Source organism: Acinetobacter sp. MF4642, assembly GCF_002018925.1.
GTDB lineage: Bacteria > Pseudomonadota > Gammaproteobacteria > Pseudomonadales > Moraxellaceae > Acinetobacter > Acinetobacter johnsonii.
Genome location: NZ_MVON01000001.1, coordinates 193693 through 207307 on the forward strand (window position 1 = coordinate 193693; position 13615 = coordinate 207307).

The 13615-nt window shown below is 41.7% G+C and carries 12 protein-coding genes; 5 read left to right on the forward strand and 7 right to left on the reverse strand.

All coding sequences use genetic code 11. The features are described 5' to 3' along the window. Positions 1-76: 76 nt before the first annotated feature. A complete protein-coding gene (locus MF4642_RS00970; RefSeq protein WP_010326873.1) occupies positions 77-1252 on the forward strand; it encodes a helix-turn-helix domain-containing protein in 1176 nt (391 codons plus the stop codon). Between the two features lie 29 nt (positions 1253-1281). Here MF4642_RS00970 and MF4642_RS00975 read toward each other — a convergent pair whose 3' ends face one another. Both MF4642_RS00975 and mdh read right to left on the reverse strand, forming a co-directional pair. Continuing rightward, a complete protein-coding gene (locus tag MF4642_RS00975) occupies positions 1282-2253 on the reverse strand; it encodes an alpha/beta hydrolase (RefSeq protein ID WP_078425003.1) in 972 nt (323 codons plus the stop codon). Positions 2254-2445: 192 nt separating this feature from the next. Beyond that, positions 2446-3657, reverse strand: coding sequence for an iron-dependent methanol dehydrogenase (gene mdh, locus MF4642_RS00980; protein WP_078425004.1), 1212 nt, complete (start codon positions 3655-3657; stop codon positions 2446-2448). A 239-nt stretch (positions 3658-3896) separates the two neighbouring features. Here mdh and MF4642_RS00985 point away from each other — a divergent pair, with 239 nt between their 5' ends. The 3 genes from MF4642_RS00985 (at position 3897) to MF4642_RS00995 (ending at position 8790) form a co-directional block, all read left to right on the forward strand. Beyond that, positions 3897-5861 (forward strand): hypothetical protein, encoded by a 1965-nt coding sequence (locus tag MF4642_RS00985; RefSeq protein WP_078425005.1) that lies wholly within the window; start codon positions 3897-3899, stop codon positions 5859-5861. 128 nt (positions 5862-5989) lie between these two features. Continuing rightward, a complete protein-coding gene (locus MF4642_RS00990) occupies positions 5990-7705 on the forward strand; it encodes an AAA family ATPase (protein ID WP_078425006.1) in 1716 nt (571 codons plus the stop codon). Positions 7706-7806: 101 nt separating this feature from the next. Continuing rightward, positions 7807-8790 carry an ion transporter gene (locus MF4642_RS00995; RefSeq protein ID WP_078425007.1) on the forward strand — a complete coding sequence of 328 codons (984 nt, stop codon included), beginning with the start codon at positions 7807-7809 and terminating at the stop codon, positions 8788-8790. Positions 8791-8876: 86 nt separating this feature from the next. Here MF4642_RS00995 and MF4642_RS01000 read toward each other — a convergent pair whose 3' ends face one another. Then, a complete protein-coding gene (locus MF4642_RS01000; protein WP_078425008.1) occupies positions 8877-10097 on the reverse strand; it encodes an MFS transporter in 1221 nt (406 codons plus the stop codon). A gap of 246 nt (positions 10098-10343) precedes the next feature. Further along, a complete protein-coding gene (locus MF4642_RS01005; RefSeq protein ID WP_004696797.1) occupies positions 10344-10802 on the reverse strand; it encodes a DUF441 domain-containing protein in 459 nt (152 codons plus the stop codon). A 135-nt stretch (positions 10803-10937) separates the two neighbouring features. Between MF4642_RS01005 and MF4642_RS01010 the strand changes: the two genes are divergently transcribed. Beyond that, entirely contained in the window at positions 10938-11672 is a 735-nt protein-coding gene (locus MF4642_RS01010) for a pseudouridine synthase (protein ID WP_078425009.1), read from the forward strand. 10 nt (positions 11673-11682) lie between these two features. Here the strand turns inward: MF4642_RS01010 and MF4642_RS01015 are convergent, their stop codons facing one another. The 3 genes from MF4642_RS01015 to MF4642_RS01025 all read right to left on the reverse strand — a co-directional run bounded on the left by MF4642_RS01015 (position 11683) and on the right by MF4642_RS01025 (position 13579). Further along, positions 11683-12123: a GNAT family N-acetyltransferase gene (locus MF4642_RS01015; RefSeq protein ID WP_004696801.1), complete on the reverse strand. Its 441-nt coding sequence runs from the start codon at positions 12121-12123 to the stop codon at positions 11683-11685. Positions 12124-12216: 93 nt separating this feature from the next. Then, positions 12217-12552, reverse strand: a complete 336-nt coding sequence (locus MF4642_RS01020; RefSeq protein ID WP_004984882.1) for a type II toxin-antitoxin system RelB/DinJ family antitoxin — start codon at positions 12550-12552, stop codon at positions 12217-12219. A 112-nt stretch (positions 12553-12664) separates the two neighbouring features. Next, positions 12665-13579, reverse strand: coding sequence for a pseudouridine synthase (locus MF4642_RS01025; RefSeq protein WP_078425010.1), 915 nt, complete (start codon positions 13577-13579; stop codon positions 12665-12667). Between the last annotated feature and the right edge of the window lie 36 nt (positions 13580-13615).

A 13615-nucleotide genomic window follows, 5' to 3' on the forward strand; every position in this document is an offset into this window, starting at 1 on the left:
TTTACAAGCCTTTGACAAATGTTTACAACCAAGTAATACAGTGGACGTATATCAGGAATTGTTTTGAGTATAAGGAATGATGGCAATGCAACATTTAATACAGAAAAGACAAGAAATAGAAAAGCTTAGAACCAGTAGTAGTATTTCGACGGTACAAGCTGAACAACTGGGAAAAAGTATTGCAAGTTCATGGCAGCGCTCTAACTCCGCAGAAATTCCAAAAGATCGCTTTGCTGCACCCATTTCGGAAGGTTCTATGTCACAAGGTTCAGCGCTACAGCATGCTTTGAGTTATTGTGCAGATGAACTGAGACACATTGCACAGCAGTCTTCGATGGTGGTCGCTGTAGGTGATATTGGTAGTACCATTATTTGGAGTGCGTCCAGTAGACAAATGCGTAATGCGGCAGAAAGTGTACATTTTGTTGAAGGCGGGCAGTGGCGAGAGGAATTGGTGGGGACCAATGCATTGGCCTTATCCTTAAAAACGCAACAGTCCAGTTGTGTCTTTTCAAATGAACATTACATGAGCTCCATCCATGATTGGGTCTGTTATGCTGCACCAATCATCGACCCTTACTCAAAACACGTCCTTGGGGTGATTGATTTATCCACCACATGGAAAAATCATAATAGCCTTGGCCTACTCGCAGCAGAGCGCTGTGCATCCATCATTCAAACGGCACTGTTAGAATACCAGCGTCAACAGTTGTATATCCGTGCTTTTGGTGTGCCACAAGTACATTTCAATGGAAAAGTGATGGTCCTTACACCGCGACAAATTGAAATTTTGACCATCTTGGCGTTGTGCCCACAGGGCATGACTTTAGATACTTTGCATCAGGCCTTATATGGTGAGCGCAAGGTGAGTGTGGGAACACTTAAGGCCGAAATGTCACAATTGCGTGACTTGCTCGGTGGAATGTTGGGATCTCGTCCCTATCGAATTTTGGCGCATATTGAGGCCGATTTTTTACAAGCCGAGCAGGCCTTAGATGCTGCCTATATTGAGACCGCATTGAAGCTGTGTTCAGGTGTTTTACTGCCTAAAACAGAAAGTCCATTTCTATGCGCATGGCGCGATTGTTTGGAGTCACGTTTAAGCAGTGCGATTTTTAAAGCCAATGAAACCGATATGTTGTTTAAACATGTTGCTCGTTACCCAGAGGCGATTGATGCGGTTGAGCGACTCATTGAGCTGACACCGGATGGACATCCTGCGCATCAGCTACTCGAGAAATATAAAATTTAAAAATTATGAATTGTGTTGGAAAGGTGTAGTTACACTATTTTTTGCTCGAGCCACTGGAACAGCTTAGCATAGACTTCGGCACGAACTTCAGGTGCGGAGAGGACTAAGTCGTGTAAACCATTTTGAATGGTCACGACACTGACGTCACCTTGTAAATTTTTAGCCTGCTTTTCAATGTCTTTAACATCTAAAATCACATCACTGGTTTGCGCGGCTAGGCCCCATTTCTTTGGGTTGAGCGTTTGATGTGAATGCATAATGAGTGCAGGAACAGAGAGCTTCAAATCACCGCGATGAATTTCTTTCTGTGCTTCATGGATTGCACGTACAAAGCTGATTCGAACCATAGAATAGCTTGGTTGTTTCCACTCTAAATCAAAGTTCCATTCACCATGCTCGTTTTGATGCAAGCTCGGTACATACCATTTATTCAGTTCACTTGGAAACTTGAGGTCAGGAAAACGCTTTGCGAGTCGGCTGAGCTGCGGCACGCCAAGTTTGCGCTTAATGGGATGCATATTAAAATCATAAAAAGGGCTATTGGCCCAAAGTGCTTTGATCAGCGGATGCTTAGGATTGTGCGCAGCGTATAAAGTCGTGATTAAGCCACCCGTAGAGTGCCCTGCAAGTAGCACAGCAGTATGGCCTTCATTGCCAATGATCTCTAAGGCTTGGGTAATTTCAGCATCGTATTCGCTGAGATCACGGACGTTGTAATATTTTTGATGGCTCAAGTGAGAACGACCATATTTTCTTAAATCGAGCGCATAAAAATCATAACCATGCTGATTAAATTGTTCAGCCATTTCGGTTTGGAAAAAGTAGTCAATAAAACCATGGATATACAGCACAGCTTTTTGAGTATTTTGCGGGGATTTTTTACGTACGAGGGTTGCGCATACGGTACCTTCATAATCGTCTGGAAAACTGATTTTTAATTGTTCATAGCCTTCGCCGAGGACATCAGGTTGATACGCAGGATGAGTTTGATTTGCTGACATAATTTGCTCTGGTTGTTATTGTCATGAGTTTTCTTATCCTTGATGAAGTGCAAAACTTTGTCAACCACAAATAAAAAAAGACAATTTAAGTGCACAGGTAAGCAAGGATTAGGCTTACCTGAATGAAACAGTATGGACGTCTGTTTCATTCCACTTAAATTGTCAAAGCAAACTAAAAGTTAAGGAGAGAACTTAGACCGCTGCTCTAAAATCGACCACTGAAGCACCAGATTTGAGTGCAGCTTTGAAGATGTCGACCACTTGAGCATGGTTTGCTTTACGTGGATTCGTCAGCATGCAAGCATCTTTTTGCGCATTTTCAGACATAACACCCAAATCTTGCTCTTTCACACCCAATTCAGACAAGCTCGATGGAATACCAATCGATGCAGATAGTTCACGAATTGCGTCAATGGCAGCATATCCAGCCTCTGTCACAGTTAAACCTGTGATGTTAACTCCCATCAGTTCAGCAATTCGTGCATAACGGTCAGGGCAGGCAATTAAGTTGAACTCACAGACGTGTGGAAGTAGGACTGCATTACATACGCCGTGAGGTAGGTTATAGAAGCCACCCAGTTGGTGAGCCATCGCATGGACATAACCTAGAGATGCATTGTTAAATGCCATACCTGCTAAATATTGTGCATAACTCATGGCATCACGCGCTTCTAAGTTTTCGCCGTTCGCAACTGCTGGACTTAACCATTCGCTAATCATTGAAATGGCTTTTTCAGCACAGGCATCGGTGATTGGGTTTGCTGCTGTTGAAACATAAGCTTCTACTGCATGGGTTAAGGCATCCATACCTGTTGCCGCTGTTAAGCTTGCAGGTTTTGCAATCATCAGTTTAGGGTCATCAATTGCAATTAGTGGAGTGCAGCGCCAGTCCACAATTGCCATTTTTACGTGCGTATCTGTGTTGGTAATAATACAGAAGCGCGTCATTTCTGATGCTGTACCTGCCGTGGTGTTGATGGCAATAAGAGGGGTCATTGGAACCGTACTTTTATCGATCCCTTCGTAGTCACGAATATGACCACCACCCGCAGTCACGAGTCCAATACCTTTAGCGCAGTCATGCGAAGAACCACCACCTAAGGAAACAATAAAGTCACAACCTTGTTCGTTATACGCAGTCACGCCGTTGTGGACATTGATGTCAGTTGGGTTCGGTTCTGCACCTGGGAAGATGTGGCTATCAACACCTGCATCTTTGAGATATCCTGCAATGGTGTCGGCTACGCCAAATTTAAATAAACCTGCGTCGGTTACAATCAGTGCTTTCTTTGCACCGAGGTTTTGTGCTTTACCACCAATTTCTTTGGCACAGCCTGGGCCAAAAAGTGAAACACAAGGGATATAAAAACCGTTGGTTTGATCTGCAATATTTTTAAAAGCCATGGTGCGATTCCTTCTACCATTATTTATGTTGTTATCGGTGCTCATTACCGTTTTTAGAGTATTGAATGATTCAAAAAACTTGTGTACCTACCAAATACCTACCATGAGTAAGGGAATGAGGAGAAATGGCTTCACCGAACAGAATGGCTATCGATAAAAGGCATAGCCTGTGGTTCAGGATTTGTTTATATTGGTTTTGAAGTTGTGGTGAAAATAGCCAAATTCAAAGAGGAAAAGCCGTGGAGCAAAATGATAAGCTTAAGCAACATCAAAGTCTTGCTATACAGTTAAGACAAGTTGTTCCAAGTATTCAGCAGCTTTATCACGAGCAATTCGCTTTTCTCTCCACACTCAATGTGCAAAACGTTTTAAGTGTTGACGTAAAAACACAACGGATCGAAATTTTAAATCATTGTTTTCATATTCAGTTTTATGCGCCAGTTGAACAGGCGGAGCTGTGTGTCCCACAGTTTATCTATCAAGGACACTATGCAGAAGCGCTCGAAGAGTTTTGTTTACACGACATTGTGTTTTTAGTGGGTGATCAGTCCCCACAACATTCTTTGTATTTGCGCAATAAAGTTAAACAGCTGCGTCAGCTGATTCTTCAACAAGTGTTTGTTTTGTTCGATGGACCGAGTCGCGTGCAAACAATTTTGACTGAAATACGGGAAACACAATCAGAACTCTTTCAACAGTTATGCCAGCAAGTTGAATTCAATACAGCTGATCTAGTTTCTGAGCGAAGTTTGCTGGCTGAGTTGCAGCGCTTATGTAACTTAGATGCAGATCAGGCGGAAGATATTTTACCCTTACAGTCTTTAATGAATAGTTATGATGAGCTGTGTTGCAGTGCCAATCAATTATTAGATCCGTATGTTTATCGCATTGTACAAACGGCATTTCCTGAACGGTTTTCTTTACAAGAGTTGGTGGATCATACGCACGACATTCACTTGTTATATCCGCATGCTAAAGAGCAGCCCCATATGCTTGGCTTTGTGCGGCTTATGCATCGGGATCTTTGGACATCGCGTGATTTGTTGTCTAAGCGGCATTTTTTAAAAGCTGAGACCAAGCTATGGCAAAAGAAGGTCGCCAAACTTCCAATTTTTGATGAAAGCCGTACTGTAAATTGGTTATTCAAACAAAAAGCGGTGGTGACAGACTGGGTTAGTCAAAATATTCAGCATAGTAGTATACGCGTTGCCGTAACGGCTTTAAGTTATCTCGATACGCAGTCTTATCATCCTGAGATTATTGTCACGACTTTAAAGTACTTCCAACATGTCGCGGCGCGTTTATTTATACAAAGTTGCTATGAACATGCCTTACAACAGCATTGGTTTGAGCTGGAGGCCAACCAGCATGTGGTCTTAAAAAATAGACGCCAAGATATGGATGATCAGCGTATAGCGATCAGCCCGTCTATTTTGTATTTAGATGAATGGCTCGAACTGCTACGCCGTGTGGTAGAACAGCAGCCCGAATGGGGGAAACGAGTCTACACAAAATTGAGTCGCGTAATGCAGGCCTATATTCAGCATCTAGATAAAATTGCGCAGAAACTCCCAGAAGACTTAGTGGTTTATTTTAGCGAAGATAAGCAACAATACCGTGATTTTTATCTTCAGTTAAAGCAACATAAATTGCATATTGAAAGCTTTCGACAGTTGTTTTATTTAAATCGGCCTCCTTTACGAGTTTCGGTGTTTGATGCTTATGTGCGAGATTATTTGCCAGAACATTTTGAGACGCAAAAGGAGGTTTTAAAAAATGTCACATGGAAGAGCCTATTTCATCAGGCTGTGCAGTGGCATGATCAGTTGCATAGCCAAGAGTTACTCGCTGAACTGAAACGAAAGCTTGGTTATGTCTCATGGCAACCGATCAGCCATGAAGCTTATTATTTTATTGAGAGTTGGGTGCTTGAGGAGCTCAAAGATATTGATCGCATCATTGCTGAGTCACGTCGCTTTCAACATTGCTTAGCAGCCAGTTTTGCTGAGCGAATCATTGTACGTGAATATGCTGCATTTCATATGAGTCATACCGACGCACAGCGGCACTTGACGCTCGGTTGTCACTATATTGCAGGGCAACTGTTATTTGATCAGCTTGAATATCCAAATAACCAAAAAGCGCTACCTGATGATGTTGTCGTCGCTGAACAATTCATTGCCATGCTGAATCAAACCCAATAATCAAGCTCTTAAAAATTAAACAACAATGGACCTAATTTGTCGCACATCATTTACTGTGTGACGAGATCTGCTTAACTTTTTTGCAAAAACTCGGTAGGCTATAGCCGTTCATCAATGGTATAGGTCTTATGAAGCAAGAAACTGCACTCAAACTCTTAAAAGCGGGCGAAAATGTCTTTTTAACCGGTTCCGCTGGTGCAGGAAAAACCTATACACTGAACCAATACATTAACTATTTAAAAGCTCGTAAAGTGCCTGTGGCGATTACGGCTTCTACAGGTATTGCCGCGACGCATATGAATGGCATGACTATTCATACTTGGGCTGGCATTGGAATTAAAGATGCGTTGGGGGAAGATGAACTCAAACGCATGAAAGAACGTAAATACTTAAAAGAGCATTTAGAAAATGCCCAAGTCTTAATCATTGATGAAATTTCGATGTTACATGCCAAGCAACTCAATTTGGTCAATAAAGTCCTTAAGTTCTTTAAAGAAAGTGAAGAGCCATTTGGCGGGATTCAAGTGATTGTTGCAGGTGATTTCTTCCAGTTACCGCCAGTCGGTAAAAATGAAGAGCGTAATCGCGATAAATTCTGTTTTATGTCTGATGCTTGGGTCGAAGCCAAGTTTCGTGTGTGCTATTTGACTGAGCAGCACCGTCAGGGCAATGATTACCTCAATGATATTTTAAATGCCATCCGCAGTCAGAGTATTAACTCTCAGCACTTGCAGGCTTTACAAGCTACACGTCAGCAAGATATTGGAGAAACCTTTACACGTTTATATACACATAATATGGACGTGGACACCATCAACTTCAAACATCTGAATGAAATTGAAAATGAAGGTCGACAGTTTGAGGCAGTGTGTGATGGCAATGACAAGCTTATTGAAACCTTAAAGTCTTCTGTGCGTGCACCTGAAAATTTAACCCTCAAGAAAAATGCCAAAGTGATGTTTGTAAAGAACAACTTCGATGTGGGCTATATCAACGGTAGCTTAGGCGAAGTGGTGGGCTTTGAAGAAGATGATGATTTTGGGATCTTGCCGAAGGTCAAACTGACTGATGGTACGGTACTGGTGGTTGAGCCTGAAACGTGGTCAGTGGACAATGATGCAGGCAAAACCATTGCCAGTTTTCAGCAAATTCCATTACGTTTGGCATGGGCCATCACCATTCATAAGTCACAAGGGATGACTTTGGCGGCAGCGGAAATTAATCTTAGTCATACTTTTGAAAAAGGACAGGGCTATGTGGCTTTGTCGCGCTTAAAGACTTTGGATGGTTTAAGGCTGCTGGGATTTAATGAACAAGCTCTGGAGCTAGATAGTCTTGCTATTAAAGCAGACCGCCGCTTCCAAGAACTGTCCGATGAAGCTGAAACACATTTTGAGGCCATTGATCTTGAGCCACAGCACAAGGCCTTTATTCGTCACTGTGGTGGAACGCTCAATGAAATTGAGATTGAGCGGAATGAAAAGAAAATTGCCCGTAATGCAGGTAAAGCCAACTATGCTTCTGCAACACTCGATGAAACACGTGAACTGTTTGAAGGTGGTTATGAAATTGCAGATATCGCACAAGAGCGCGGTTTAACGGCAGCAACCATTATCAACCATTTGGCAAAGTTGCATAAAGAGCAGGGCTTGGATATTTCCGTGGCACATCCTGGGGAAGAAGTGGTGGAGCAAGTGCGGAAAATTTATAAACGCTTAATGAAGCGTCAGCAAACAGAACACTTTAGTGAGGATGGTGCGATTAAGCTTCGTCCAATTGTGGAACTGACAAATCCGCGTATGGGCTATGACCAAGTTCGTCTAGCGCTGTTATATATTGAATAACATCTTAAAAGTAGGGCGTTTCGTGCAGAAATTTCTTACTTACATTGCTCCGAACTTCAGTTAAACTGAATTTTAAGGGATAAGAATAACTTAGAATCGTAATGAAATTGACAGCTTGGTACACGCTACGCAAATTTGTTTATAACAATTTGCATAATGAGGATTATGAGACGCCCTTAAGTCGAGGGTTGAACTATTTTCTCATTGCACTGATTATGAGTAATGCTGCTGCGGTCTTGCTGGAGTCGGTGCAAAAGTACTATGTGTTGTATCAAGACTTTTTCTATTATTTTGAAATCTTTTCTATTGTCGTTTTTAGCGTCGAATATCTCTTACGTTTTTGGTCAGTTGCTGAAGCTAATAGTTTTGAGTCGGATTGGAAAAACCGCCTAAATTGGGTCAAAAGTGGTGGAGCGATTATCGACCTTTTGGCTATTCTACCTGCGTATTTAAACTTCTTTGTTCAGTTCGACTTACGATTCTTAAGAATTGTTCGTTTGCTTCGACTTCTCAAGCTCACCCGCTACTTTGTGTCTCTACAAATTTTATTACGTGTCATTGAGCGCGAAAAAGGCTCATTTCAAGCGGTTATTTTCATCTTAATGATTATGATCATTATGGCGGCTGCAGGGGTGTATTTGATTGAAAGTCAGGCACAACCTGAAGTTTTCAGCTCCATTCCAGCTTCAATGTGGTGGGCCGTAGTTACACTGACCACCGTGGGTTATGGCGATGTGACACCTATTACGCCGTTAGGACGTTTTCTTGGTGCGATTATTACCATTTTAGGGGTAGGTTTGGCCGCGTTGCCTGCCGGTATTTTGGCGAATGGTTTAGCCAATGAACTGGAGCAACGTAAAGAAAAACTTGAACTTAGATTTCGAGAATTAATCCAAAATAGCGATATTGATTTTGTCTTAGAGACAGAAAAAATTGAAGAAGTTCGTAAAGAAGTTGGGCTGACCAAAGAGCAAACAGACGATATTATTTTACAGCTCATTCGTGAACAAAAAGAAGAATCTTTAAGGCAAGAGCGTGAGCAATATGCCTATTGTCCACACTGTGGGAAGAAACTACCTGAATAAATCGGTGTAAAAAGGCATGTGAACAACGTTAAAATTGTACATTTATACACATGCCTTACTTTATCTGAATAGAGATCTAGATTGGTCTAACAAGTCTGATTTGCATCGCTTTTACATGCGGATATCGACTTTTTCTCATGCTGAAAAGCCAGTAGCAAAATAATTAGCCCACCCAAACTTAGTAGAACCCCGACCCAGATCGGGGCTAACCAACCTAAACCTTGGCTAATTAACCAGCCGCCCAGGAAGGCACCAAAAGCATTGGCAATATTAAATGCAGAGTGATTGAGTGAAGCAGCTAAGCCTTGTGCATTGCCAGCGACATCCATTAATCGGGTTTGTAATAAAGGCCCCAAACCAGCAATACTGAAGCTGACTAAGAAGAGTGCAATAAAAGCAGTGGCAAGCTGATCCAGAGATAAAGCACAAAGTACATAAGAGCAGGCATTGGAAACTAAGACCCAAATAATCGCCTTGTTTAAGTTTTTATCGGCAAAGTGTCCTGCGACAACACCACCAATGACCAACCCGAGCCCAATACACGCCAGCGCAAACGGAATGACTTGAATGCTGGCATGGGTATATTCAGTCAAAATAGGCGATACATAACTATATACAGAGAATAGTCCACCAAATCCAATTGCACCGACAGCAAGCGTTAGCCACATTTGTGTATTTTTAAGTCCACACAGTTCATTTTGAATGCTGGCTGTGTGATCCAGTTGCATTTTGGGTAGGCCAAAACAAATCGCGACTACGGTCAAAAATGCGATAGATGCAGAAAACTCAAAACCTGCACGCCAACCATACAGCTGACCTAGCCATGTCGCAAAAGGCACACCAATCACGGTCGCGACATTCAGCCCCATCATGAGCATGGCGACTGCCGAAGCACGCTTTTGTTTTCCAGCAAACTCGGCAACCACCAAAGTGGCAATACCAAAGTAAGCGCCGTGAGGGAAACCTGCAATAAAACGTGATATCAGCATAGACTCATAGCTGTTTGCGAGAGCTGTACTGGCATTGGCGATACCATAAAATAGCATGAGACCAATTAAGAGCGTTTTACGCGGAACCTTTGCGGCCAAAATGGCAATCACAGGTGCGCCAATAGTCACACCTAAAGCATAGGCACTAATAAAATGCCCTGTGACAGGAATGCTGAGATTGAAACTTTGTGAGATCTCTTGGATGAGTCCCATCGCAACGAATTCAGTCGTACCAATACAAAAGCCACCGAGTGCTAATGTCAAAATAATGACAGATAAGTGGCTTGTGGGAGAGATGCTATTTTCTTGAGAGGACATAAATAGAGGAGAAAATGAAAAGTATTATACGTTCTTTATCACATGAAAATTTGGTTGTTCGAAAAAGTTATAAGTGAACTAAGCAAGCGTAATATTCATATGAACTCTGAAGGTTCTGCACGATGAATATTTATTCATAGCGCTATATTGAGTGGACATTCTATAAAAAGAAGTCAAATTTAAAGGCAGCAAATACAGATTAATTCGACCTAGCTTGAGAATTTGGTTTTTTTTGTATTCGCTAGGCTAGGGCTGTCCTGTACCAATGATTAGGGTAAGTAAACCAGCCGCAATGAGTGGGCCGACTGGAACGCCACGTAGTAAAGCAACTCCTGCAACGGTTCCGACCAGCAAGCCTGCAACAACATCGGGTTGGTTTGACATCAGTTTCACACCACGGCCGCCTAGCCATGCAACCAAAACGCCAATCGCGATAGCAAGTAATGATTTGACACTTAAAAAAGATTTAAAAATACTTTCACCGCTAATTCTACCACTTGCAATAGGCACTAAAACTGCAATGGTTAAAATGATGATCCCGATATTTAATCCATGTTGTTGGATGAGAGGGAAGTATTCACTCAGTGGTGTCATCCGCAAAATAATGAGGACTGCCGCAGCAATGGTTACTGCAGAATTGTGACTGAAAATACCGCAAGCCAGTAGGATCAGGAGGACGATCAGGTTCAAATCTAAGTTCGGCATATGGGGGAGGCTGGTCAAAAAAACATGTGCATTGTAACGTTTTTTTAGCCGCTCTGCCGAATGATCCGAGTCCTTTGATTGATGTTCCTGTATTTCAGTATAAAATGAGCCTTTATTTAAAAATGTGGTGTGCTGATGCTGTTGGAAAAAATGTTGCAGTCGCAAGGATTTGGTTCGCGAAAGCATTGCCAACAGTTGATTAAAAATGCAGCCATTGAAATTGAGGGGCAGATCATTACTGACCCTAAACATAAACTCAAATTGGATGCTTTGAACTACAAGGTACATGGGAAGAGCTTTGAATACCGCGAAAAAGTCTATATCGCCTTAAATAAACCTCAAGGCTATGAATGTTCACATCAGGCGACACATCATTTTAGTGTTTTTGATTTGTTTGACGATGTGCTCTTGAATCGTGGCATTCAATGTGTAGGTCGTCTAGATCAAGACACCACTGGTTTATTGTTACTCACCGATGATGGTCAGTTTTTACAAGCATTGACACACCCTAAAAAACATGTGGCAAAAGTGTATCGGATGCAAACGGCCGACCCCGTTACAGATGAACAAGTTCAACAGCTGGAGCAAGGGGTTGAACTGCGAAATGAAAAAGGGAGTTTTGCTGCAACAGATGTAAAACGCTTAGCTGAATGTGAACTACAAATGACCGTGCATCAGGGGGTATATCATCAAGTGAAACGTATGCTTGCGGCAGTGGGAAATAAAGTTGAGAGCTTGCATCGTCAGCAAATTGGAGCGCTCGACTTAACGGGGATACCAGATTTAGTCGAAGGGCATTGGATCTATTTAAATGCAGAACAAGTGGCTTTAGCCAAGACACGCAATGATCTTGAGAGTGAAGGTCTTTAGACGCTGAATGCTATAGAAAGCAATGATAGGTCTTAAACTCATTATCCGCTACAAAGCCCATGGCTTCATATAAGCTGTGGGATTGATAATTATTTTTTTGCGTTTCAAGCGTAATACGAATGGCTTTTTCGTGTCTTGCAAACAAAATCGCGGTATCGATCAATTGTTTTGCTGAGCCATGGCGACGATGCGGTGGAGAAACATAAACATCATCTAAAATATAGTAAGTTGCGCAGGCCACAGAAGAAAAACCTAAATACAGCAGCACAAAACCTGTAATCACATCGTCTTTGACATGAATGAAGATGACGCTTTGTTCGTTTTCAAGGCGAAGTTTAAGGAACTTTTGGGAAAGCGCTAGGTTGGACGATGCACCATAAAATTGGCGATATTCATCAAATAATACAGCAAGTTTTTCTAAGTCTTCTAAAGTGGCACGCCTAACGATCATGTATTACTCCATGCTGTATTTATAATGTTTACATGAAGCATACCTAAGTTTTGAAAGGGATATTTCTAAAATTTGTTTAGAAATGCAACACTGTTAAGTTTTGTCACTTTCTCCCAAGATTGCAGCTAATTCCTCAAAAAGATCAATATGTTCATCATCTGCAAATAAATCATTGGTTGCAGTTGAGTCTGCACTGGTGATGTGTTCAACCGCTTTTTGTTCTTGCTTGAGTTTACGTAGCTTAATCAGTTGTTCAATATTGATGTTCTGGTTTTCGATTGAGAAAGGGATGGATTTGGTTAAAACCACTTGTTTGAAGAATAAACGAACGGCTTGCGCAGGCGTAATTCCCAGTTGTTTAAACACTGCAAAAGCTTGTTTCTTTTCTTGGGAATCGAGTCGAATTTGATAGACTTCTGTTTTTCTCATGATTTTTTAAATAATTTTAACGACTTAAGGGTAGAAGTTATTTTAATCAATTCCATTGTAATTTCAATATTCATACAATGGAATTTTAAATTATTTTGTAATGACAAGAAGATTACAATGTCAATTCAAGATTGGAGCTAAACTGCATAAGCTGTTGAGTTATTGGGTCTTTAAATGAAAGATGCTTGGCTAAGAGCTGTAAGGGCTGACTAAAATCATCGTCGGCTTTATGTACAACTTTAGGATAGAACGGATCATTTTTAATCGGCAGGCCTAAGAAATTGAGGTGTACACGGAGTTGATGTTGCTTGCCTGTCTCGGGTTTAAGCTCATATTTTGCCCATGTTGCATCATGCTCTAGAAGCAAGATCTCGGTTTCACTGTTCGGTGCTTTGTCTAGGACTTGCATGGTATAGAACGGTTCACCTTTTTGCATATGTAGTTTTACTATGCGTGGAAAGTTGAGTTCACGGTTAAACGGTGCAATCGCATGGTAGGTTTTTTGAACCTGTCGATCTGCAAACATTTGCTGATACAGCCCTCGACTGTGAATACATTTGGAAAACATCACTAAGCCAGCGGTTTCACGGTCAAGGCGGTGGATGGGCGTTAAATGCTCAATACCTGTTTGTTTTTTCAGGCGCACCAATAGGGTTTGTTGGACATATTGCCCCGTTGGACTGATGGTCAAAAAGTGCGGCTTATCCACGACTAAGAAATGATCGTTTTCAAATAAAATGTCATGCTGAAATGGCACTTCAATTTCGTGCGCTAAAAAACGGTAATAAAACACATGCTGATTTTCAAGATATGCCGAATCTGTATGGAGGATATTACCTACAGCGTCATAGACCAAACCATCATGAAAACGTTGCTGCCACTCAGTTGCTTCAATATGCGGAAATTGGTCAGATAAATAAGCCAATACGGTGTGTGGTGATGGCTTTAATTTAGGTAGGAACACTTTACTTGCGCTCACGCCATTGAGCGTGGGAGGACAAAATTCAGCAGGTTTTATGTTGAGCATGATGTGCAGGCAATATGTAATCGGTTGGCGCAGTTA

Coding starts and splice junctions, on each gene's coding strand:
- MF4642_RS01000 (WP_078425008.1), bottom strand. CDS start 10,097: ATGTCCTCTCAAGAAAATAGCATCTCTCCCACAAGCCACTTATCTGTC.
- MF4642_RS01005 (WP_004696797.1), bottom strand. CDS start 10,802: ATGCCGAACTTAGATTTGAACCTGATCGTCCTCCTGATCCTACTGGCT.
- MF4642_RS01010 (WP_078425009.1), top strand. CDS start 10,938: ATGCTGTTGGAAAAAATGTTGCAGTCGCAAGGATTTGGTTCGCGAAAG.
- MF4642_RS00995 (WP_078425007.1), top strand. CDS start 7,807: ATGAAATTGACAGCTTGGTACACGCTACGCAAATTTGTTTATAACAAT.
- MF4642_RS00975 (WP_078425003.1), bottom strand. CDS start 2,253: ATGTCAGCAAATCAAACTCATCCTGCGTATCAACCTGATGTCCTCGGC.
- MF4642_RS01025 (WP_078425010.1), bottom strand. CDS start 13,579: ATGCTCAACATAAAACCTGCTGAATTTTGTCCTCCCACGCTCAATGGC.
- MF4642_RS01015 (WP_004696801.1), bottom strand. CDS start 12,123: ATGATCGTTAGGCGTGCCACTTTAGAAGACTTAGAAAAACTTGCTGTA.
- MF4642_RS01020 (WP_004984882.1), bottom strand. CDS start 12,552: ATGAGAAAAACAGAAGTCTATCAAATTCGACTCGATTCCCAAGAAAAG.
- MF4642_RS00970 (WP_010326873.1), top strand. CDS start 77: ATGATGGCAATGCAACATTTAATACAGAAAAGACAAGAAATAGAAAAG.
- MF4642_RS00990 (WP_078425006.1), top strand. CDS start 5,990: ATGAAGCAAGAAACTGCACTCAAACTCTTAAAAGCGGGCGAAAATGTC.
- mdh (WP_078425004.1), bottom strand. CDS start 3,657: ATGGCTTTTAAAAATATTGCAGATCAAACCAACGGTTTTTATATCCCT.